General features: G+C 67.0%; 24 protein-coding genes. 9 read left to right on the top strand and 15 right to left on the bottom strand.

Annotation, left to right across the window (positions count from 1 at the left end; translation table 11 throughout):
* Positions 1–11: 11 nt before the first annotated feature.
* Together M8312_RS05775 and M8312_RS05770 are read left to right on the top strand one after the other, a co-directional pair.
* Complete coding sequence (locus M8312_RS05775; protein ID WP_250119424.1) at positions 12–1475, top strand: AMP-binding protein; 1464 nt, start codon at positions 12–14, stop codon at positions 1473–1475.
* Positions 1472–2686: a pyridoxal-dependent decarboxylase, exosortase A system-associated gene (locus M8312_RS05770; RefSeq protein WP_250119423.1), complete on the top strand. Its 1215-nt coding sequence runs from the start codon at positions 1472–1474 to the stop codon at positions 2684–2686. The genes M8312_RS05775 and M8312_RS05770 overlap by 4 nt, the downstream gene beginning before the upstream one ends.
* On the opposite strand, the gene truA is transcribed toward M8312_RS05770, so the two are convergent.
* Entirely contained in the window at positions 2683–3426 is a 744-nt protein-coding gene (truA, locus tag M8312_RS05765; RefSeq protein WP_250119422.1) for a tRNA pseudouridine(38-40) synthase TruA, read from the bottom strand. The genes M8312_RS05770 and truA overlap by 4 nt on opposite strands.
* On the bottom strand, positions 3423–4331 hold the full coding sequence (gene fmt, locus M8312_RS05760) for a methionyl-tRNA formyltransferase (RefSeq protein WP_250119421.1): 909 nt from the start codon (positions 4329–4331) through the stop codon (positions 3423–3425). The genes truA and fmt overlap by 4 nt, the downstream gene beginning before the upstream one ends.
* A gap of 47 nt (positions 4332–4378) precedes the next feature.
* Between fmt and recR the strand changes: the two genes are divergently transcribed.
* Positions 4379–4975, top strand: a complete 597-nt coding sequence (gene recR / locus M8312_RS05755) for a recombination mediator RecR (protein WP_250119420.1) — start codon at positions 4379–4381, stop codon at positions 4973–4975.
* Positions 4976–5007: 32 nt separating this feature from the next.
* Complete coding sequence (def, locus tag M8312_RS05750; RefSeq protein ID WP_250119419.1) at positions 5008–5568, top strand: peptide deformylase; 561 nt, start codon at positions 5008–5010, stop codon at positions 5566–5568.
* Between the two features lie 3 nt (positions 5569–5571).
* Here def and M8312_RS05745 read toward each other — a convergent pair whose 3' ends face one another.
* The gene (locus M8312_RS05745; protein ID WP_250119418.1) at positions 5572–5961 is read right to left on the bottom strand and encodes a four-helix bundle copper-binding protein; all 390 of its coding nucleotides are present in this window, start codon (positions 5959–5961) and stop codon (positions 5572–5574) included.
* 106 nt (positions 5962–6067) lie between these two features.
* Here M8312_RS05745 and M8312_RS05740 point away from each other — a divergent pair, with 106 nt between their 5' ends.
* On the top strand, positions 6068–7564 hold the full coding sequence (locus tag M8312_RS05740; RefSeq protein ID WP_250119417.1) for a DNA recombination protein RmuC: 1497 nt from the start codon (positions 6068–6070) through the stop codon (positions 7562–7564).
* Between the two features lie 3 nt (positions 7565–7567).
* Here M8312_RS05740 and M8312_RS05735 read toward each other — a convergent pair whose 3' ends face one another.
* Genes M8312_RS05735 through M8312_RS05700 form a run of 8 tightly spaced genes read right to left on the bottom strand, consistent with a single transcriptional unit; the run spans position 7568 to position 13475 of the window.
* The gene (locus M8312_RS05735; protein ID WP_250119416.1) at positions 7568–8275 is read right to left on the bottom strand and encodes an META domain-containing protein; all 708 of its coding nucleotides are present in this window, start codon (positions 8273–8275) and stop codon (positions 7568–7570) included.
* An 8-nt stretch (positions 8276–8283) separates the two neighbouring features.
* Positions 8284–9087 (bottom strand): TrmH family RNA methyltransferase, encoded by an 804-nt coding sequence (locus M8312_RS05730; RefSeq protein ID WP_250119415.1) that lies wholly within the window; start codon positions 9085–9087, stop codon positions 8284–8286.
* Between the two features lie 22 nt (positions 9088–9109).
* On the bottom strand, positions 9110–9382 hold the full coding sequence (locus M8312_RS05725) for an HPr family phosphocarrier protein (RefSeq protein ID WP_250119414.1): 273 nt from the start codon (positions 9380–9382) through the stop codon (positions 9110–9112).
* Positions 9379–9786, bottom strand: a complete 408-nt coding sequence (locus tag M8312_RS05720) for a PTS sugar transporter subunit IIA (RefSeq protein WP_250119413.1) — start codon at positions 9784–9786, stop codon at positions 9379–9381. Before M8312_RS05720 ends, M8312_RS05725 begins: the two co-directional genes overlap by 4 nt.
* 18 nt (positions 9787–9804) lie before the next feature.
* Positions 9805–10722, bottom strand: coding sequence for an RNase adapter RapZ (gene rapZ / locus M8312_RS05715; protein ID WP_250119412.1), 918 nt, complete (start codon positions 10720–10722; stop codon positions 9805–9807).
* Positions 10719–11153 (bottom strand): HPr kinase/phosphorylase, encoded by a 435-nt coding sequence (locus tag M8312_RS05710; protein WP_250119411.1) that lies wholly within the window; start codon positions 11151–11153, stop codon positions 10719–10721. The genes rapZ and M8312_RS05710 overlap by 4 nt, the downstream gene beginning before the upstream one ends.
* Entirely contained in the window at positions 11150–12772 is a 1623-nt protein-coding gene (locus M8312_RS05705; protein ID WP_250119410.1) for a sensor histidine kinase, read from the bottom strand. Before M8312_RS05705 ends, M8312_RS05710 begins: the two co-directional genes overlap by 4 nt.
* Positions 12741–13475, bottom strand: coding sequence for a response regulator transcription factor (locus M8312_RS05700; protein ID WP_250119409.1), 735 nt, complete (start codon positions 13473–13475; stop codon positions 12741–12743). Before M8312_RS05700 ends, M8312_RS05705 begins: the two co-directional genes overlap by 32 nt.
* 213 nt (positions 13476–13688) lie before the next feature.
* Here M8312_RS05700 and M8312_RS05695 point away from each other — a divergent pair, with 213 nt between their 5' ends.
* Entirely contained in the window at positions 13689–15296 is a 1608-nt protein-coding gene (locus M8312_RS05695; protein WP_250119408.1) for a phosphoenolpyruvate carboxykinase, read from the top strand.
* A 77-nt stretch (positions 15297–15373) separates the two neighbouring features.
* Here M8312_RS05695 and M8312_RS05690 read toward each other — a convergent pair whose 3' ends face one another.
* Positions 15374–15847, bottom strand: a complete 474-nt coding sequence (locus M8312_RS05690; protein WP_502957452.1) for a vgr related protein — start codon at positions 15845–15847, stop codon at positions 15374–15376.
* 108 nt (positions 15848–15955) lie between these two features.
* Between M8312_RS05690 and M8312_RS05685 the strand changes: the two genes are divergently transcribed.
* From M8312_RS05685 to mltG, 3 genes are all read left to right on the top strand, one after another.
* Positions 15956–16192 (top strand): acyl carrier protein, encoded by a 237-nt coding sequence (locus M8312_RS05685; protein ID WP_250119406.1) that lies wholly within the window; start codon positions 15956–15958, stop codon positions 16190–16192.
* Positions 16193–16296: 104 nt separating this feature from the next.
* A complete protein-coding gene (gene fabF, locus M8312_RS05680) occupies positions 16297–17556 on the top strand; it encodes a beta-ketoacyl-ACP synthase II (protein ID WP_250119405.1) in 1260 nt (419 codons plus the stop codon).
* Between the two features lie 40 nt (positions 17557–17596).
* Positions 17597–18562: an endolytic transglycosylase MltG gene (mltG, locus tag M8312_RS05675; protein WP_250119404.1), complete on the top strand. Its 966-nt coding sequence runs from the start codon at positions 17597–17599 to the stop codon at positions 18560–18562.
* A 33-nt stretch (positions 18563–18595) separates the two neighbouring features.
* Here mltG and M8312_RS05670 read toward each other — a convergent pair whose 3' ends face one another.
* Genes M8312_RS05670 through M8312_RS05660 form a run of 3 tightly spaced genes read right to left on the bottom strand, consistent with a single transcriptional unit; the run spans position 18596 to position 20007 of the window.
* On the bottom strand, positions 18596–19246 hold the full coding sequence (locus M8312_RS05670) for a YoaK family protein (RefSeq protein ID WP_250119403.1): 651 nt from the start codon (positions 19244–19246) through the stop codon (positions 18596–18598).
* A 52-nt stretch (positions 19247–19298) separates the two neighbouring features.
* Entirely contained in the window at positions 19299–19664 is a 366-nt protein-coding gene (locus M8312_RS05665; RefSeq protein WP_250119402.1) for a hypothetical protein, read from the bottom strand.
* On the bottom strand, positions 19606–20007 hold the full coding sequence (locus M8312_RS05660) for a MarR family winged helix-turn-helix transcriptional regulator (protein WP_250119401.1): 402 nt from the start codon (positions 20005–20007) through the stop codon (positions 19606–19608). The genes M8312_RS05665 and M8312_RS05660 overlap by 59 nt, the downstream gene beginning before the upstream one ends.
* Positions 20008–20011 lie beyond the last annotated feature (4 nt).

Raw genomic sequence — 20011 nt, 5'->3', positions numbered from 1 at the left:
AAGCGCGGGGCATGGCACTTCCTGACGCCACCGTCCGGCCACTCGACCACCTGCTGCTGTGCGGTGATCCGGCCTCGCCCGCGCTAGTCGCGGACGGACGCTCTCTGAGCTTCTCCGAGCTGGAGGTGATGGTGGCGCGAACCGCCGCGCGGTTGCAGGCGTTGGGATTGCAGGCTGGCGACCGGGTGGCGAGCTGGATGGGCAAGACGATGCTTGCCTGCGTCCTGCCGCTTGCGACCGCGCGCGCGGGCCTTGTGCATGTGCCGATCAACCCCGTGCTGCGCCGTGCCCAGGCCGAGCATATCCTGGCTGACAGCGGGGCGGCGCTGCTGATCGCCAACCGCCCGCGGCTGGAGAGCCTGGGTCCGACCGGCGCGAGAACACTGGCGCTGGAGGATTGGGAGGAGGGGAGCGACGCGCTTCCGCCGTCATCGCGCGATCCGAACGAACTCGCCGCCTTGCTCTACACCTCCGGCTCGACTGGGCGGCCGAAGGGCGTGATGCTGAGCCATGCCAACCTGTGGCTCGGCGCGGTGAGCGTCGCGCATTACCTTGGCCTGCAGGCGGACAACCGGACCTTGTGCGTGCTGCCGCTGGCCTTCGACTATGGGCAAAATCAGTTGCTTTCGACCTGGGTCGCGGGCGGGTGCGCGGTGGCCTTCGACTATCTTCTACCGCGTGAGGTGGTGAAGGCCGTTGCAAGGGAGGGCATCACGACTCTGGCCGGCGTGCCGCCACTGTGGCTGCAGCTTGCCGAGCAAAAGTGGGGCGAGGCGGGCGTCACATTGCGCACCCTCACCAATTCAGGCGGGCACCTGCCCGAGCCGCTGGTGCGGCGCTTGCGCGAGCTGTTTCCGCAGGCGAGGCTGCACCTGATGTACGGCCTCACCGAAGCCTTCCGTTCTGCCAGCCTCGATCCGGCGCAAGTCGACACGCACCCGGATGCGGTGGGCACCGCCATTCCCTTTGCCGAACTGCGCATCGTGCGGCCGGACGGCAGCCCCGCCGATGCGGACGAGGAAGGTGAACTGGTGCACTCCGGTCCATTGGTCGCACAAGGCTATTGGAAGGACCCTCAGCGCACCGCCCAACGCTTTCGGGCCGGTGAGGTATGGAGCGGCGATCGCGCGGTGATCGGCGCCGACGGCCTGCTCCGAATCCGCGGACGCGACGACGCGATGATCAAGGTCAGCGGCAACCGTGTCAGCCCGACCGAGGTCGAGGAAGCCGCGCTCGCCAGCGGCGTCGTCGCGGACTGCGCCGCCTTCGGCGTTCCCGACGAGCGGCTCGGCCAGGCGATCGTGCTGGTCGCCGTGGCGAAGGGGGAGAGCGCTGACGAGCGCCTTCGCGCCTGGTTCAGCGCCGAACTCCCGCCTTACCTGCGCCCAAGTCGCATCCTCTGGCGCGACGCGCTGCCGCTGTCACCCAATGGGAAGACCGACCGCGCCGTGCTCAAGGCCGAGCTCACGGCATGAAGGCGATGGGTCCACTTCCGCCCGAATGGCAGGCAGATCTTCGCTTTGCCGCGCACACGCCGGAGGACCTCGCCGCGCAGAGCGGTGGAACGCCGCTGTTCGTCTACGACCGAGCCGTGATCCGCGCCCGCATTGCCCAGTTCCGCTCCGCCTTTCCGGGCATCGCGCTGCATTATGCCATCAAGGCCAACCCGTTCGGCCCGCTGCTTGCCTTCATGAGCAGCGAAGTGGACGGTTTCGATCTCGCCTCCGCCGGGGAGCTCCAGAAGCTGCAGGCGGCCGGTGCCGGCGACCGGCCGGTCAGCTTCGCCGGGCCGGGCAAGACGGGCGCCGACATGTCCGCCGGTCTCGCCGCCGCAGTGACGTTCAACCTCGAGAGCGAGGAGGAGTGGACGAGCCTGCGCCGGATTGCGGCGCGCGACAGCGTCCGCCCGCGCGTGGCCGTCCGCGTGAATCCGCCCTTCGGCCTAAAAGGCTCCGGCATGAAGATGGGCGGGCTCGCCAGCCCGTTCGGCGTCGACCACGACCGCGTGCCTGCGCTCGTCCGCCGGATCATCGACGAAGGGGGGGACTGGCGCGGGCTGCATGTCTACGCCGGTTCGCAGTCATTGAGCGCCGACGCGATCATCGACGGTCAGCGCGCAACGGTGGCACTCGCGGCCGAGATCGCCGCCGAAGTCGGTGTGACCCCGCCTGAGGTCAATCTCGGCGGCGGCTTCGGAATTCCCTATTTCGCGGGCGACCAGCCGCTCGACATCGTGGCGGTAGGCGCGGCACTAAAGCAAACGCTCGACCAACGCCCCGCCATCCTGCGCGACACGAACTTCGTCATCGAACTCGGCCGCTGGCTGGTGGGAGAGGCGGGCGTCTACCTGACCCGGGTGGTCGATCGAAAGGTCAGCCGCGGCAGAACCTTTCTCGTCACCGACGGCGGGCTGCAGCACATGCTCGCCGCCAGCGGCAACTTCGGCCAGCTGCTGCGCCGCAACTATCCGGTGGCGGTCGCCAACAGGTTCGGCGCCGAGGCGGAGGAGGAGGTCACCGTTGTCGGCTGCCTCTGCACCCCGCTGGACCTCCTCGCGGACGAAATCACGCTGCCACGCGCCGAGGTCGGCGACCTGATCGCCATCTTCTGCGCCGGCGCCTACGGTCTGACAGCGAGCCCGCAAGGCTTCCTGTCGATGCCCGCTGCGAGGGAAGTGCTGGTCTAGGCCGGGTAGGCCGCCTCGACGAAGTAAAGCCCCTCGGCGGGAGCGTTCAGCCCGAGCGCTCCGCGGTCACGAGCCTCAAGCGCAGCCTTCATGTCATCGGCGGTCCACTGGCCCTGGCCGACCAGCGCCAGGCAGCCGACCATTGAGCGGACCTGGTGATGAAGGAAGCTGCGGGCCGCGGCGTGGACGTGCACCTCCTCGCCGATTCGCTCAACGTCCAGCCGGTCCAAGGTTTTGAGCGGGCTGTCGGATTGGCAGTTCACCGATCGGAAGGTGGTGAAATCATGATGGCCGACGAGGTGCGCGGCTGCTTCCTGCATCGCAGCAAGGTCCAGCGGCAATCCGATGCGCCAAGCCTTTCCGCGGTCCAGCGTCAACGGCGCGCGGCGGTTCGCGATACGGTAAAGGTAACGCCGCCCAGTGCAGCTGAACCGTGCGTGCCAGTCGCCGGCCACCGCTTCCGCGTCGAGCACCGCCACCGGGTCCGGCCGCAGCAAGGCGTTCAGCCCTTCGCGGAGGCGATGCGCTGCCAGATCCTTGGCCACATCGATGTGCGCCGCCATCCCCAAGGCATGGACGCCCGCATCCGTCCGTCCGGCCGCGTGGGCGGTGACCTGCTCGCCCGTCATGGCCTTGGCGGCGCGCTCCAGCGCCGCTTGCACGGACGGCCCATGATCCTGGCGCTGCCAGCCCATGAACGGGGCGCCGTCCCACTCCAGGATCAGCTTCCAGCGGGTCACGCCAGCCGCGTGCCTGCCGAAATGGCGAAGCCGCGCAGCAGCTCGTCCGGACGCATCGGTCCACGTCCCGCGCGCTGTACCAGGGTGGGCCGAATCGCTCCTTCACCGCAGGCGACCGTCAGCATGTCGTCCAGCACCTCGCCCGGAGCATAGCTGCCGGCATCGGCCAGTTGAGCGGCGAGCAGCTTCACCCGCTCGCCATTCACTTCGAACCAAGCGCCCGGAGCTGGTGCGAAGGCCCGCACCTGCCGTTCGATCTCTACTGCTGGCCTCGACCAGTCGATCCGCGCCTCGGTCTTGTCGATCTTGGCGGCGTAGGTGACGCCGTCGCCGGGCTGCGGCTCGGGTGGGAAATTGGCTGGGTCGGCCAGCACGTCGACCAGCAGGCTGGCGCCAAGCCGCGCGAGGTCGTCGGTGAGGTCACCGGCATTGCGGTCGCCGATCGGCAGCTCTGCGACTGCCAGCATCGGGCCCGTGTCGAGCCCCGCTTCCATCTGCATGATGGTGACGCCGGTCACTTCGTCACCCGCCAGGATGGCGCGGTGGATCGGAGCGGCGCCTCGCCAGCGGGGCAAAAGGGAAGCGTGGACGTTGATGCAGCCCCGGTTGGGCGCGTCGAGGATCGGTTGCGGCAGGATGAGGCCGTAGGCCGCGACCACGGCCACATCCGCCCGAAGCGCGGCAAAGGCATCCTGCTCCTCAGGGCTGCGCAGGCGTGCCGGCGTGCGCACTTCCAGTCCCAATTCGTCCGCCCGCGCGTGGACGGCCGTCTTCTGCACCTTCTTGCCGCGCTGCGCCGGCCGCGGCGGCTGGCAATAGACGGCGACGACCTCGTGCCCCGCTCCGATCAGCGCGTTCAGCGTCGGTACCGCGAAGCCCGGCGATCCCATGAAGATGACCCGCATGGGCCGCGCTATGGCCTAGCAGCCGCAAAATTCCTACATCGCTTCGCATGGCATCGCAGGAGATCGAAGCACTTGCGGGCGCGCTCGCCCGACTTCCCGGCCTTGGTCCCCGCTCGGCGCGGCGCGCGGTCCTGCACCTGATGAAGAAGCGCGAGGGCGCGCTGATGCCGCTGCTGGCGGCGCTGCAGACGGTGGCGGAGCGGCTGTCCACCTGCTCGGTGTGCGGGAATGTCGACACCGCCGATCCGTGCAGCATCTGCCGCGATCCGCGGCGAGATACCGCCAGCCTGTGCGTGGTCGAGGAGGTGGCGGACCTGTGGGCGCTCGACCGTTCGCGACTGTTTCCGGGGCGCTACCACGTGCTGGGCGGCCGACTGTCCGCGCTTGATGGAGTTCGACCGGAGGATCTGGCGATCGAAGGGCTGATCCGCCGGGTTTCCGGGGGCGGGGTCGACGAGGTGGTGCTCGCCATGAACGCCACGCTGGAAGGCCAGACCACCGCCCATTACCTGGCCGAGCGGCTCGAGAAGTACCCGCTGCGCCTGACGCAGCTGGCGCATGGCCTGCCTGTAGGCGGCGAACTCGACTATCTGGACGAGGGTACGCTGGCGCAGGCACTGAGGGCTCGGCGGCCGGTCGCTTGATGCGCTGACGGCTTGCCTCTACCTGCGCCCCCATGTCCCTCCTGCCCATCATCGAGATTCCCGATCCCATCCTCCGGGCGCCTTCCGCGCCGGTGGAGCGGGTCGATGACGACCTGCTCGGCCTGATCGCGAGCATGTTCGAAACCATGTACGACGCGCCCGGCATCGGGCTTGCCGCCGTGCAGGTCGCCGTTCCGCGCCGCCTGGTGGTGATCGACCTGCAGGATCCTGACCCGGACGCGGAAATCGCCGAAGGAGAGGAGCCCAAGCCCGTCCGGCGGCCGCACGTCTTCATCAATCCGAAGATCCTGCACCGTTCGGACGCGACCAAGCTCTATACCGAGGGCTGCCTGTCCATCCCCGAGCAATATGCCGAGATCGAACGGCCGGACCTGATCCGGCTGCAGTGGCTCGATGAGCAGGGGCGCGAGCAGGAGGGCGAGTTCGACGGCCTCATGTCCGTCTGCCTCCAGCATGAGGTCGATCACCTCGATGGCGTGCTGTTCATCGACTATCTGTCGCGACTGAAGCGCGACATGATCGTCAAGAAAGTCGTGAAAGCGCGCGGCACTCGAGGCGCCGCCGCCCTCTAGGCCTCAGGCGAGCGACTGCGCCGCATTGCGGCAGTCGGCGGCGCATTCACGGCAGATCTGAGCGCAGAGCTTGCAATGCTCATGGTCGTGACGCTCGCATTCGGCGGCACACTGCTCGCACATGCGGGCGCACAGTTCGAGCAACTCGCGCAGGATGAGATTGTCGTCCCCGGTCCGCCGCAGGCCCAGCCGGGCAGTCGCCTCGCAGATGTCGGAGCAGTCGAGACAGAGGCGGATGCACTGGGTCATGTCCATCGGCTCGGCCATGCAGCTGTCGGCACAGCTGAGGCACATCTTCGCGCAGTACATCAGGTGGTGCACCGCGTCGCCGAGCGCCTGGTTGTGATGCTGCGCGCTGGCCGGATGCAGGCCGATCATCTTGCGAATGGACATGAGTTCTCCTTCTTCTGGGGCAAGCGCCACAGTGACGTGAAGGTTCCGCTTGAGCAAGCCACGGCCGCGGCGTAGGGTTCTTGCTCTGTTCTAAGGGGCGTTGGGCATGGAAATGCTGGTGATCGTAGGGGCTGCCATCCTGGCGCTGCTGGTGGGCGTGGCGCTCGGCTGGGTGCTGGGCCAGAAGCCGATTGCCGGACTTCAGGGCGAGCTCAGCGGCCTTCGCGAACATCGGATCACTGCGGAACGGGAGCTGGCCCTGGTCAGCGATCAGGCGCGGCGACTGCCTCAGACCGAGGAGATGCTCCGGGCGGTCACCGGCGAGCGGGATGAGGCACGGCAGCAGCTGGCCAGCGTGACTCCGCTGGCCGAACGGGCCGCCGCTCAGGAGCTCGAACTTGCCAGCCTTCGGGCGGAGAAGGAGCAGCTTGCCGCCGCCAAGGCCGCGTTCGAACGCGGCGAGGCCGAGCGTGCCGACGCCTTCTCCAAGCAGCTGGCGCAGATCAAGGACCTGGAGACGAAGCTGGAAACCCGCTTCGGTGAGCTGGCTGGCAAGGCGGTCGAAACCGCGCACGACGCTTTCCTCAAGCGGGCGAGCGAGCGCCTGGGTACCGAAAGCAAGGAGCATCAGGCGAAGCTCCAGCACCTGCTCCAGCCGGTGGAGACCACCCTCAAGCGCTATGAAGAAGGGCTCGCCCGTGTCGAGAAGGAGCGGGTCGACCAGTATGCGGGCTTGCGTGAAGCGGTGGAGCTGGTGCGCGCGGGGCAGGGGCAGGTGCGCGACGAAGCGCGGCGGCTGGTCACCGCGCTGACCTCCAGCCCCAAGCAGCGCGGCCGGTGGGGCGAGCAGAGCCTGCGCAACGTGCTGGTGCAGGCGGGCCTGGTCGAGAACATCGACTTCCACATGGAAGTATCGGTCGAGACCGACGACGGGCGGCAGCGTCCGGACGCGATCGTCAACCTGCCGCAGGGCCGCAAGCTGATCGTCGACGCGAAATGCTCGCTGAACGCCTATCTCGATGCCTGCGATGAAGTGGACGATGAGAAGCGCAGCGCCTGCTTCCGCCTCCACCTCGCGTCGATTGTCCGGCACGCGCAGCAGCTCGGCTCCAAGGCCTATTGGACCCAGTGGGGCGAGGCGGCGGACTATGTCGTCATGTACATTCCCGGCGAGCACTTCCTGTCGGCGGCGCTCGAGCAGGATCCCGAGTTGTGGGAGAAAGCGTTCAAGGATCGTGTCCTGCTGGCGACCCCGACCAATCTCGTCGCCATCGCCCGAACGGTGGCGAGCGTCTGGCGGCAGGAGAAGCTGAGCGAGCAGGCAGGCGAGATCGCGGCGCTCGGCAAGGAGCTCCACTCGCGACTCGCGACCATGGCCGAGCATGTCGGTCGCATGGGCAAGAACCTCGCCACCGCCAACGCCGCCTACAATCAAATGGTCGGAAGCTTCGAAAGCCAGGTGTTCACCCAGGCCCGCCGGTTCGAGACGCTGGGTGCGGGCAGCAACAAGGAGATCGCTGCGGCGCCGATGCTGGAAGTCAGTCCGCGGCCGCTGACGAAGCTTGCTGGCCCCGCATCCGACCTGCCCGAAGCGGCGGAGTAAGCCTCAGCTCTGACGCCTGAGGCGGATCGATCCGACGCTGTTGCTCAATTCGAGGTCGAGGTTGGGCAGGGTTCGCAGGGTCACGGGCTGGGCGAGGATGCGGCCGGCCTGATCTTCGAATCGCATGTCCGGGCAGGCCATGCGCGTGGACATCAGGGGGCCAGCGGTCAGGCCGCTTGGGCTTGCCTGATAGGTGCCGTTCAGTCGGTTGCAGCCGAACTGGCCGCTCAGCCGGTCGCGGCTAAAGCTGAGGGTGAAGCGCGGGCCGCCGCCGGTTCGCCGGCCGTTCACGGCAAGCACGTTCCAGCTGGTGCCTTCCAACCGGCTCTCGCTGGCAACCGGATCACCGCCACATCCCTCGAACGAGCGGCCATCGACGCGGAGTTGCACCTTGTCCGGATAAATGCGGTCACTCATCCCGTCGCTACACTGGGTGTGGACGATGTTCACGCCCATCCGTGGCGTCTGGTAGATCTCGCCCGCGAAACCGATGATCACGCGCGGCTGCGGGACGACAATGCGCTGGCCGGGCCTCGCCGCCTCCGTGAAGATCATGTCGCGACCGTTAAGGGTCAGGCTCCAGAATGGCTCCGTCCCGACCGCGCGGTAGATGCCGGGCGCTGGGGCCGGGCCAGCGGCGGCGGGTGGAAGGGGAGCGCAGCCGGCCATGGCAAGACCGAGCGCAAGCGAGAGAGCGGCGAGTCGTTCCATGGGCGTTCCTATGGAGTGCGCCAGCTTGCTGTCACCTGAAAGGCCATCACCGCCGCCGCAATGGCCGCATTGAGGCTGTCCGCTCGGCCAGCCATCGGAATTTTCACCAGCAGGTCACATTGCTCTTCGTAGGCGGCGGGCAGGCCCTGGCTCTCGTTTCCGATCAGGAGGAAGCAGGGCCGCTGGTAGGTCGCGGCGAGATAATCCGTGTCGGTGCGCAGCGACGTGCCGACCAGCTGACCCGGCCCCTGTCGAAGCCAGGCGATGAATTCCGCCCAGGGCGCCTGCACCACCTTCTGGGTGAAGGTCGCGCCCATGGAGGCGCGCACGGCTTCGACCGAATAAGGATCGGCGCTGTCGTCAACGAGGATCAGCCCGCCCGCGCCGACCGCGTCGCCGGTGCGCAGGATGGTCCCGATGTTCCCCGGATCGCGCAACCGCTCGGCGACGAACCACAGGCCGGCGGCCGAGCGGTCGAGATCGGCAAGGGTAACGTGCGGTTGGCGGTAGGCCGCGAGCAGCGCTTGCGGATTGTCCTTGCCGCTCATCTTGGAAAGGATGTCGGCGCTGGTCTCGATCGCGTCACCGCCGGCTGCCTCCGTCGCGGCCACGATCTCGGCGGCCAGCGGATGCAGCGGCTGCCCGCCCGCAAAGACGATCGTCTCCGGCAGCAGGCCGCTGTCCCGCGCCTCGGCGATGATGCGAAGGCCTTCGGCCAGGAACAGGCCGCTCTCCCGCCGAGCCTTCTTGTCGCGAAGGCTCCGGAGCTGCTTGACGGTCTCGTTGGAGAAAGAGGTGATCAGGCGGGGCATGGCGGTGGCGGCGGCGGGAGGGCTACTCCTCTCCGAACTTGTCCTCGACCAGGCCCACCAGCTGCGCCAGCGCCTGGTCGGCGCCGTCGCCGCTGGCGCGGATCTCGATCGTGTCGCCCATCGCGGCGCCAAGCATCATCAGGCCCATGATCGACGTGCCGCACACGGCGTGGCCGTCCTTTGCGACTTCGATCTCGGCGGCAAGCTGGGCCGCCATGTTGACGAACTTGGCGCTGGCGCGGGCGTGCAGGCCCCGCTTGTTCTCGATCAGAACCAGCTTGGTCAGCGCGTTCAAGCCGCCGCCTCGCCAAGGATTTCGGAAGCGACGGAGATGTACTTGCGCCCGGCCTCGCGGGCCGCGGCGACCGCCGCGCGAACACTCATGGCCTTGCGTGCGCCTTCCAGGCGAATCAGCATCGGCAGGTTGACGCCGGCGATCACCTCGATCTTCTCGCTCTTCATCAGGCTGATCGCGAGATTGGACGGAGTGCCGCCGAACAGGTCGGTGAGGATGATCACCCCCGAACCCCGGTCGACCTTCTGGATGGCGTCGGCGATGTCGCGGCGGCGGGCTTCCATGTCGTCGTCGGCGTCGATGCACACCGACTCGATCGCCTCCTGGGGGCCAACGACATGCTCAAGAGCGGTGACGAACTCGGCCGCGAGCCGGCCGTGGGTCACCAAGACTAAACCGATCATTTCGTTTCTGTGTCTCGTTCAGATGCTTGCCGCCGGTTCCTGACCGGATTCACCCTCGATGGAATCGCTGGGGTTCAGCGACAGATCGCGATGCCGGATATTCGGCGAAAAGCCGCGAGCACGCAACCGCTCGCCCATTCCAACCGCCGCAGCCACCGATCGGTGTCTCCCGCCGGTACAGCCAAAGGCCACTTCGACATAGCTTTTGCCGGCTGGCCCGAAGCGCGGGATGAGGTCGGCGAGCAGTTCCTCGACCCGGTCCATGAAGGTGTCGAAGCCCTCCTGGCGAGCGACGAACTCCTGCACAGGCTCGTCACGGCCGGTCAGCGATCGGAGTCCGTCCACCCAATGCGGGTTGGGCAGGAAACGGAGATCGAAGACATAATCGGCGGTCCGGCTGATCCCCCGTGCGAAGCCGAAGCTCATGATGGTCAGCACCGGCTCGTCGCTTTCGCCGCCATAGCGCCGGCGCAGCTCGTCACGCAGGTCGGCGGGGGTGAAGTCGGTGGTGTCGATGACCGAGTCGGCGGCGATCCGCAGGGAGGCGGTAAGGCTGCGCTCCCGGGCGATGCCGTCTTCGGCTGGCCGGTCGGGGGCCAGCGGATGGCGGCGCCGCGTTTCGTCGTAGCGGCGGTTGAGCTCGGCCCCTGATGCGTCGAGGTAGAGGATCTCCGGCACTACTCCGGCGATCGAATGGAGCAGCTCGGGCAGGCGTTGGGGATCGAAGCCACGGCTGCGCGAGTCCATCCCGATCGCGACATGGGCATCCCGGCGTGCCCGGTCGGCACCGTGCACGAACTCGTGAAGCAGGGCGGTCGGCAGGTTGTCGACAGTATCCCAGCCCATGTCCTCGAGGGCGTCGAGCACGCTCGACTTGCCGGCCCCGGACATCCCGGTGACCAGCAGCAGACGCGGCAATTTCCTGGGCCTGCTCATGAGGACGCCACCCGTTCGAGTGCCAGCGCGACCTTCGCCGCGGCGCTGGCGGTCATCGCTTCGACGCTGATCAAGGGGACAGCCAGGCCGAGCATCCGTCGTTCGCGCGAGTCGTCGGGAAGGCGCTGAATCTCCCCGGCAAGCTCGACCGCCAGCCGCACGGGAACGTAATCGACATGGTCCATCTCGACGATTCCGATGCCGCGCACCTCGAACTTGCCGGCGATGGTGCTGGGTGCGGACGCGCGCAGCGTTGCTCCGCTGCGGTGGACGATGGTCTGATCATCGCTGACCAGCTGCCAGCCGCGATCGATCAGCCGAAGCGCAAGGTCGGACTTGCCGCTGCCCGACGGGCCGCAGATCAGCACCGCCCGACCGTCACTGGCGACCGTGGTGGCGTGGATTGTCTCACTCGACAGGCGCAGGTTCATCGTGGCGCTTCCGGGGTTTCCGGAGCGGCCGGCAAGCGGATGGTGAAACGGGCGCCCGAAGGCGCATCATCGCGGTCGGCCACGTGGATCTCCCCGTCGTGTCCTGCCACGATTGCCTTGGCGATGGCCAGACCGAGGCCGGAGTGCCGGCCAAAGCCGCCGCTCTCGGGGCGAACCGAGTGGAAGCGGTTGAAGATCGCCTCCCGCGCTTCGGCCGGCACGCCGGGGCCTTCATCGTCGATTCGGATACGTACATCGTCGCCAAGGCGCGCAACCGCGATTTCGACCAGACCGCCATCGGGCGAGAAACTGACCGCATTGTCGATGAGATTGTCGATCGCGCGGGCCAGCCGGCTCGGTTCCCCCATCACCAGCGCGCTTCGGCGGCGGGGTCGGGCAAAGGCGATCCGGACCGAGCCTTTCAGACGGCGTTCTTCCCAGCTGGCGACGAGCTGGCCGACGAGGTCACCAAGGTCGACCGGCTCGAACCGCGCGCGCGCCAGCTCGGCATCGGTGCGCGCCGCTTCGCCGATGTCACCGATCAGCCGGTCGAGGCGACGGACGTCCTGCCGGACGATGTCCAGCAGCTGGTGCTTGAGCGAGGGGTCCTCGATTCGCTCCAGCCCGTCCACTGCGCTGCGTAGCGAGGCGAGGGGATTCTTGAGCTCGTGCGTGACGTCGGCGGCGAACGCCTCGATATTCTCGATCCGCTGGCGCAGCGCCTGGCTCATGTCGCTGACCGAGCGGGCGAGCAGGCCGAGCTCATCATTGCGGCTGGGCAGGCGAGGGATCTTCACTTCACGCGACCGGCCGAGGCGGACCCGGTGCGCTGCCAGCGCCAGCCGCCGGAGCGGGCGGGCGATGGTCCGCGCCAGAAACAGGGACAGCAGAACGGACGAGACCATGGCGAAGAGGAGTCCAAGGCCAAGCTTCCGCCGCTCCGCCCTGACCGTCGTGGTGAAATTGCGGTCGTTATAGGTGACCAGCATGATCCCCTTGTCCGGCGCCGGGCTGGCGACCGAGATGACCGGAGTGAGGTCGGGTGCCTTGCGGAAGACCGTGACCATCTTCCCAGTGGAGGCGGCTTGCCGGGCTTCGGGCCAGGCCTGGGCGACGTCCACCGCCGGCTCAACGAAATCGTCGCGCGCCGCAACCCCGGTGATGGCATCGAAGCCGCGGTCCATCGCGCGGGCGATCGCCTTGGTCCAAGGCTGTTCGTTGGGATCGCGCAACCGGTAGGTCGGGCCTGTTGAAGCCCAGCTGTCGAGCGCCAACCGTCCGCTGGCGTCATAGAGCCGGAAACGACTGTTGCTGGCCCGGCCGACCCGCGTGAGGAAGGCGGACTCCATCGGAGTGGGCATGCTGCCGAGAGCGGCAACGGCCATGCTCGCCTCCCGGCGGACCTGGAATTCCCGCTCGTCCTCCAGTCGGTTGCGGAAGCTGTCGAGGAACAAGATGGCGAGCGCGGCCAGGAGCAGCGTGATCACGTTGACGCCAAGGATCCGGCGCCGCAGCGACCAGCCGCGGCTCCAGCCCAGCCTCAGCCCGCGCTCGACCGGATCGTCGTCGAGCGGGTGAGGCTCGGCTTCACTCGTCGCCGAAGCGGTAACCGACGCCATAAAGGGTTTCGATCGCATCGAAGTCGCTGTCGACACTGCGGAACTTGCGGCGCACGCGCTTGATATGGCTGTCGATTGTCCGGTCGTCGACATAAACGTCGTCCTGGTAGGCCACATCCAGTAGCTGGTTACGGCTTTTCACGACTCCGGGCCGCTGGGCGAGCGCTTCCAGGATCAGGAATTCGGTAACCGTCAGGGTTACGGGCCGGCCGTCCCACAACACCTTGTGGCGGGCCGGGTCCATCACCAGCCGGCCCCGTTCGAGCAGAGGTTGTTCTTCCTCGTCCGGGGCGGCCGCGTCAACGTCGGAACCGGTGGTCAAGCGGACCATGTCGGCGCGGCGCAGGATCGCTCGGATCCGGGCGATCAGCAGCCGTTGGCTGAACGGCTTGGCGATGTAGTCGTCCGCACCCATCGCGAGACCGAGCGCTTCGTCCTGCTCCTCATCCTTGGAGGTCAGGAAGATGACCGGCATCAGGGCCGCAGGGCCGCCTTCCCGCAGGTGGCGGAGCAATTCCATGCCGTCCATGCCGGGCATCTTGATGTCGAATACGCCGAGGTCGGCCGGGTTCTCCGACAGGGCTTTCAGGGCCGTCGGCGCTTCCGAATAGACCCGGGTGACGAACCCTTCGGACTGAAGGGCGATCGACACCGAGGTGAGGATGTTGCGGTCGTCGTCGACCAACGCGATGACCTGGCTCATGCCCGGTGTCCCCTGGTTAGGGCCGGTCCTAATGAGCGTGTCCAATCGAGACAAGCCGCCCCGAAGCCGTTTTGACCGGGCAACCTTTTCCGGACTATAGCGCTTTACGCATACGTATGCGGCGGCAGCTCCCAAGGGGGTGCACGCCGCCGTTTGCGCATCTGGCTTTCAAGTGACCCGCGTCCGGGCCATCATTCTTAGGGGATTTCATCAGTGGCGAACCGCGTACCGCAGCACGGGCTGGACCAGCAGGGCATCAGGACGGATGCCGAGCTCTTCTGGAATTTGAGCACCGCGCCGCTGGTTGAGCAAGCCGTCAGCCGGGGCGAAGGCCTGCTGGCGAAGGACGGGCCGATCGTCGTCAAGACGGGCCGCCACACCGGCCGCTCGGCCCAGGACCGCTTCGTCGTGCGCGACGAGACCACCGAAAACGTGGTCTGGTGGGGCAAGTCGAACAAGCCGATGGACCCGGCCAAGTTCGACCAGCTGCACGCCGATTTCCTGCGCGCCCTGGCCGACAAGCCGACCCTGTTCGTCGCAGACCTCTACGGCGGTTCGCAGCCGGAGCACCGGGTCAACGTTCGCGTGATCAACGAATATGCCTGGCACAACCTGTTCATCCGCACGATGCTGGTGCGGCCGGAAGTCGCCGAGCTGGCCTCGTTCGTTCCCGACTACACCATCATCGACCTGCCGAGCTTCCGGGCCGACCCGGACAAGCACGGCTGCCGCACGGAAACGGTGATCGCGGTCAACCTGACCAAGAAGCTGATCCTCATCGGTGGCACCGAATATGGCGGCGAGATGAAGAAGAGCGTCTTCGGCCTGCTCAACTTCCTGCTGCCAGAGCAGGGGATCATGCCGATGCACTGCTCGGCCAACATCGGCCCGAACAACGATACCGCCATCTTCTTTGGCCTGTCCGGCACCGGCAAGACAACCCTGTCGGCCGACCCGAACCGCACGCTGATCGGCGATGACGAGCATGGCTGGTCGGACACCGCGGTCTTCAACTTCGAGGGCGGCTGCTATGCCAAGATGATCCGCCTCTCGGCCGAGGCAGAGCCCGAGATCTTCGCCACCACCAAGCGCTTCGGCACGGTGCTCGAGAATGTGGTCATGGACCCGGAGACGCGCGAGCTCGACCTCGACGACAACAGCCTCGCCGAGAACAGCCGCGGCGCCTATCCGATCGACTTCATTCCCAATGCCTCCGAGCAGAACATGGGGCCGCTGCCCAAGAACATCGTGATGCTGACCGCCGACGCGTTCGGCGTGCTGCCCCCGATCGCGCGGCTGACGCCGGACCAGGCGATGTTCCACTTCCTGTCGGGCTACACCGCCAAGGTTGCGGGCACCGAGATCGGCGTGACCGAGCCGGAGGCGACCTTCTCGACCTGCTTCGGCGCGCCCTTCATGCCGCGCCACCCATCGGTCTATGGCAACCTTCTCAAGGAGCGGATCGCCAAGGGCGGGGTGAGCTGCTGGCTGGTCAACACCGGCTGGACCGGCGGAAAATACGGCGAGGGCAAGCGCATGCCGATCAAGGCGACGCGAGCCCTGTTGAACGCCGCTCTCGACGGCAGCCTCAACAATGCGGAGTTCCGCAAGGACCCCTATTTCGGCTTTGAAGTGCCGGTGTCGGTGCCGGGCGTCGACACCGCCATTCTCGACCCCCGTTCGACCTGGTCCGATCCGCAGGCCTACGACGCGATGGCGGCCAAGCTGGTCGACCTCTTCTGCGAGAATTTCGAGCAGTTCGCCGATCACGTCGAGGAAGGCGTGCGCGCCTGCCAGCCGAAGGTCGCCCAGGCCGCCTAAGCCATCTCGTCACTGCAAGCGTAGCGAAGCAATCCAGTTCACTTCTTCGATCGGAAGAGCACTGGATTGCTTCGTCGCTACACTCCTCGCAACGACGAGTCAGCGAACGGCAACTCCATCGCCGCCAGCTTTTCCTCATAAGGCACCAGCGCGCCCTTCGAGCGAAGGAAACGGTGGCGCACGATCTCGGCCTGCTGCTCCAGCCCGTAGCGGTCAAAGCGCTTGGCCGGGTCCGGCACATAGCTGTAGCGGCAGAAGGGGTGGCGCATCAGCGGCAGGTACCAGCGCCCGCCTTTCTGCGTCTGCCAGACGTGCGTCAGCTCATGCACCAGCAGGCCCTGCAGGTTGAGAGGCCCCTTGGCGAAGTCGTCGAGCCAGTGCGGATCGTCGGGGTGGAAGTGAATGTTGCCGGTCGGCGACATCACGATTCCCCGCGGCTGGAACGGCCACCATTTGCCGCGGATCAGCTTCACCCGCTCCGGATCGAGGGCCTCCCCGAAGGTCAGATGCGCCAGTTCTTTCTCGCCGGGGGTGAGGGGACGCTGCTCCATCCGCTTCATGTAAGGAGATGGGCCGCGGGGTGGAAGGCGAGGCTTGCCGCCGCTTGCAGCCGCCGCTAACGCATCGGGCAAATACCAACGGGAAGGAAAGACCCTACCATGAGCGAGACCGCCGAGCGGGTGAAGAAGATCGTCGTCGAGCACCTCGGCGTCGAAGCCGACAAGGTGACCGAGGAAGCAAGCTTCATCGACGACCTGGGTGCCGACAGCCTCGACATCGTCGAGCTGGTGATGGCCTTCGAGGAAGAGTTTGGGGTCGAGATCCCCGACGATGCGGCCGAGAAGATCACCACGGTCAAGGACGCGATCGACTATATCGATCAGCACCAGGGCTAAGCCAAACTACTCTCTTTGCCCGTCTTCCTCATGAAGGCAGGACAGGGTTTCGACAGGCTCATCCCTTGCGGGTATGAGCCTGTCTTGCATTCGGAGGAACGTCGATGCGGCGTGTGGTCGTAACTGGTCTGGGTCTCGTCACGCCTTTGGGGGCGGATGTCGAGACGACGTGGAAGAACATCCTTGCGTCCAAGAGCGGCGCTGGGCCGATCACCCACTTCGACACCTCCGACCAGAAGTGCCACATCGCCTGCGAGGTGAAGCCGGCGGGCCATGAATATGGCTTCGATCCCAGCAAGCGGGTCGATCACAAGGTCCAGCGCCAGGTGGATCCGTTCATCGTGTTCGGGATCGACGCGGCGGGCCAGGCGATCGAGGACGCTGGCCTCCTCGACATGCCGGAAGAAATGAAGCTGCGCGCCGGCGTGTCGATCGGCAGCGGCATCGGCGGCCTTCCGGGCATCGAGAGCGAGAGCCTGGTGCTGCATGAAAAGGGGCCGGGCCGCGTTTCTCCGCACTTCGTCCACGGCCGGCTCATCAACCTCATCTCCGGCCAGGTCTCCATCAAGTACGGGCTGATGGGTCCGAACCACGCGGTGGTCACCGCTTGCTCCACGGGCGCGCACTCGATCGGCGACGCCGCTCGGATGATCCGCGACGACGATGCCGACATCATGCTGGCGGGCGGCGCGGAAGCGACCATCTGCCCGATCGGAGTGGCCGGCTTTGCCCAGGCCCGCGCGCTCAACATGACCTTCAACGACCGGCCGGAGCAGGCCAGCCGGCCCTACGACAAGAATCGCGATGGTTTCGTCATGGGCGAAGGCGCCGGTGTCGTGGTGCTCGAGGAATATGAGCATGCCAAGGCGCGCGGCGCCAAGATCTACGCCGAGGTGGTCGGCTATGGCCTGTCGGGCGACGCTTATCACGTCACCGCTCCGCACCCGGAGGGCAAGGGCGCCGAGCTTGCGATGCGCATGGCGCTGAAGAAGGCCGGCATGGAGCCGTCGGACATCGATTACATCAATGCCCACGGAACCTCTACCATGGCCGACACGATCGAGCTCGCCGCCGCCAAGCGGGTGTTCGGCGACGACCTGTCCGGCGCGTCGATGAGCAGCACCAAATCGGCGATCGGCCATCTGCTCGGCGGCGCCGGCGCGGTCGAGAGCGTGTTCTGCATCCTCGCCATCCGCGATCAGATCGTGCCGCCCACGCTCAACCTCGACGATCCCGACGAGGGAACCGAGGGCGTCGACCTGGTGCCGCACAAGGCCAAGCAGCGGAAGGTTCGCGCGGCGCTCAACAACAGCTTCGGCTTCGGCGGGACGAACGCCTCGCTGATCGTGAAAGCGGTCGACTGAGCCGACTGGACCCTGCCTCAGGGCGGGGTAGAAGGCGGCCATGCTCAAGCGCATCCTGATCGCCGTCCCGCTGGTCGCCATTCTGGGCGGGCTGGCGCTGCTTTACGCGCTTTGGTGGGGTGGCGGCGCAGCCACCTCGCAGAGCATCATCGTCGAGGAAGGCGCCACGCTGACCCGCCTCTGTCCGGGGCTGGCGAGGAAGCAGCTGATCCCGGGTACCTGCGGCACTTATCTCGCGATGGCGCGGCTGCTCGGGTCCAAGGACTCGATCCAGGCGGGCGAATTCGAAGTACCCGCGCATACCGGCGGCGCCAGGCTGCTTGAACTGCTGCAGCACGGGCGGCCGCTCTCCCGACTGGTGACTGTGCCCGAAGGCACGCCTTCGATCTTGGTCGAGGAGAAGCTTGCGGCGGTGCCCTATCTGACCGGCGCGGTGCCATCGCTGGCCGAGGGATCGGTGCTGCCAGACAGCTACAGCTTTCAGCGCGGTGAGCCGCGCGGCGCCGTCGCGGCGCGCATGACCGCCGCAATGAGCAAGGAGCTTGCCGCGCTCTGGGCCAAGCGGAAGGGCGATTGCCCTGTCGCCACGCCTGAGCAGGCCGTAACCCTCGCCTCCATCGTCGAGAAGGAGACCGGCAAGCCGGCCGAGCGCCGCCGGGTCGCGGGCGTCTACTGCAACCGGCTCAAGATCGGGATGAAGCTCGATGCCGACCCGACCGTCATCTACCCGGTGACGAAGGGCAAGCCCCTCGGTCGCCGCATCCTCCGCTCGGAACTCGACGCCGACAATGGCTACAATACCTACCGCCGTGCCGGTCTGCCGGAAGGGCCGATCGCCAACCCCGGCAAGGCAAGCCTCGCGGCGGTGCTCGATCCCGAGCCCAACGACTTCCTCTACTTCGTCGCGGACGGCACCGGCGGCCACGTGTTCGCCAAGACCCTCGCCGAGCACGATGCCAACGTCGCCAAGTGGCGCGCCATCCGAAAGGCACGCGGAGAGATGTAACGACCTGCCGGTGCAGGCGGACGCATCGGAAACCTAGTTGTCGGTCGCCTGCACCCAGAACATCTCGCGGCTCATCAGCGCGAAGCTCAGCGCACATCCGCTTCCCAGCCACAGCGCGGCAAAGCCGAGCGATCCGCCGGCCAAGGCGCCGGCGGTGGCTCCCCCAAGGAAGCTTCCCCACAGCAGGAGCGGCCCGGCCAGATCACTGTCGCGGATGCCCGCCAGCCGGTCGGCAAGCGCCTGGCCGATCTTGACGACGCTGCCCGTCATGTAGGTCAGCCCGACCCGGACCCGACCCTGATGCTCCAGGGCGGTATTCTCCATTCCCATGGCCAGTGCGGTGATCGACAGCGATGCGAGCAGGAAGCCTTCCATGCCAAGCAGGGCGGCACCCGCGAGGCAGGCACCAACGAGCGACATGATGACCGGCACCCGGTTGGCTTCGCGCTGGCGGCCGATGAGAGAGCCGGCCGTCACGCCCAATATGAAGGAAGATATGAGGCCGAGCGCTCCCAGCGCGTCCGTCAGCGAGCTTGCGATTCCGACCCCCAGCCGGGTCGAATTGCCGCTCATGAAGGACACGAAAAAGCCCTTCGACTGAACGAAGCCGACCGCGTCGACAAAACCCGCGAGCGCGGTGAGCGCGGCAACGAACAGCTTCTCGGTAGGGCGAAAGCGCTCCATGGGCCCAGTTACGATTGAATGGGCGTGGATCGCAATGCGTGAGCCCGCAGGGCTACCGGACCGCCTCGCTGCGCACGTACCCCACCAGCCCCTCGGCATAGCCCCAGGCCCATCCGCGGCTGTTGTCCAGCATCTGGAGCTCGGCGCCCTGCGGAAGCTGTGAGAGCAGCTCGGAATCGTCGGAAGGCCCGGCGAGGAACGGGGCCGAGGCACTGAGCTTCCGCGTGAGCGGCTCGGCGAAGTGGGAGGCGATCACCGTCCCGACCAGCGCGACGTCGGCCAGATCCTGGCGGTAGGCGTGGGTGCGCGGGTCCGGAAGGTTCGACGGCCCGGCCAGCGGCCAGCCGCCGGGCGGTGCGCTAGTGGCTGTGGGCGAGCTGGCTGAGCGCTGGGCGGTTTCCGCGGCGCTCGGGCTCACCTTCGGCCCGTTCTCCGCCGCGTTCGCCGGAGCCCCGGATGTTGCGCTTAAAGCCTTCAAGGAAATCTGCCCCGACCTGCGTACGGACGACGAACACGTTACGGCGGTCGTCTTGATCACGTTCGCGGCGCAGATAGCTTAGGGCGCCCAAGGTATTCAAGGCGCGCGTGACGACGGGCTTGCTGACGCCCAGCACCTTGGCCAGACCGCGCACCGTGTGGGGACCGGGCGTCAGATAGACGATCATGAGAAGCGCCATCTGCCGATTGGTCAAATCGGGCTCCCCGGACCGCACATAACCGACCAGGGCGCGCATCCACCCGCTCAGCGATACCTCGCTCATTGGA

It is taken from the genome of Sphingomonas sp. KRR8 (assembly GCF_023559245.1).
Classification (GTDB): domain Bacteria; phylum Pseudomonadota; class Alphaproteobacteria; order Sphingomonadales; family Sphingomonadaceae; genus Sphingomicrobium.
This window is presented reverse-complemented; position numbering and strand designations above follow the sequence as displayed.

Bases quoted from the DNA above. Each gene is read 5' to 3' on its own strand.
- M8312_RS05775 (WP_250119424.1), top strand. From the start codon at position 12: ATGGCACTTCCTGACGCCACCGTCCGGCCACTCGACCACCTGCTGCTG.
- M8312_RS05770 (WP_250119423.1), top strand. From the start codon at position 1,472: ATGAAGGCGATGGGTCCACTTCCGCCCGAATGGCAGGCAGATCTTCGC.
- fmt (WP_250119421.1), bottom strand. From the start codon at position 4,331: ATGCGGGTCATCTTCATGGGATCGCCGGGCTTCGCGGTACCGACGCTG.
- recR (WP_250119420.1), top strand. From the start codon at position 4,379: ATGGCATCGCAGGAGATCGAAGCACTTGCGGGCGCGCTCGCCCGACTT.
- def (WP_250119419.1), top strand. From the start codon at position 5,008: ATGTCCCTCCTGCCCATCATCGAGATTCCCGATCCCATCCTCCGGGCG.
- M8312_RS05745 (WP_250119418.1), bottom strand. From the start codon at position 5,961: ATGTCCATTCGCAAGATGATCGGCCTGCATCCGGCCAGCGCGCAGCAT.
- M8312_RS05740 (WP_250119417.1), top strand. From the start codon at position 6,068: ATGGAAATGCTGGTGATCGTAGGGGCTGCCATCCTGGCGCTGCTGGTG.
- M8312_RS05735 (WP_250119416.1), bottom strand. From the start codon at position 8,275: ATGGAACGACTCGCCGCTCTCTCGCTTGCGCTCGGTCTTGCCATGGCC.
- M8312_RS05730 (WP_250119415.1), bottom strand. From the start codon at position 9,087: ATGCCCCGCCTGATCACCTCTTTCTCCAACGAGACCGTCAAGCAGCTC.
- M8312_RS05720 (WP_250119413.1), bottom strand. From the start codon at position 9,786: ATGATCGGTTTAGTCTTGGTGACCCACGGCCGGCTCGCGGCCGAGTTC.
- rapZ (WP_250119412.1), bottom strand. From the start codon at position 10,722: ATGAGCAGGCCCAGGAAATTGCCGCGTCTGCTGCTGGTCACCGGGATG.
- M8312_RS05710 (WP_250119411.1), bottom strand. From the start codon at position 11,153: ATGAACCTGCGCCTGTCGAGTGAGACAATCCACGCCACCACGGTCGCC.
- M8312_RS05705 (WP_250119410.1), bottom strand. From the start codon at position 12,772: ATGGCGTCGGTTACCGCTTCGGCGACGAGTGAAGCCGAGCCTCACCCG.
- M8312_RS05700 (WP_250119409.1), bottom strand. From the start codon at position 13,475: ATGAGCCAGGTCATCGCGTTGGTCGACGACGACCGCAACATCCTCACC.
- M8312_RS05690 (WP_502957452.1), bottom strand. From the start codon at position 15,847: ATGGAGCAGCGTCCCCTCACCCCCGGCGAGAAAGAACTGGCGCATCTG.
- M8312_RS05685 (WP_250119406.1), top strand. From the start codon at position 15,956: ATGAGCGAGACCGCCGAGCGGGTGAAGAAGATCGTCGTCGAGCACCTC.
- fabF (WP_250119405.1), top strand. From the start codon at position 16,297: ATGCGGCGTGTGGTCGTAACTGGTCTGGGTCTCGTCACGCCTTTGGGG.
- mltG (WP_250119404.1), top strand. From the start codon at position 17,597: ATGCTCAAGCGCATCCTGATCGCCGTCCCGCTGGTCGCCATTCTGGGC.
- M8312_RS05670 (WP_250119403.1), bottom strand. From the start codon at position 19,246: ATGGAGCGCTTTCGCCCTACCGAGAAGCTGTTCGTTGCCGCGCTCACC.
- M8312_RS05660 (WP_250119401.1), bottom strand. From the start codon at position 20,007: ATGAGCGAGGTATCGCTGAGCGGGTGGATGCGCGCCCTGGTCGGTTAT.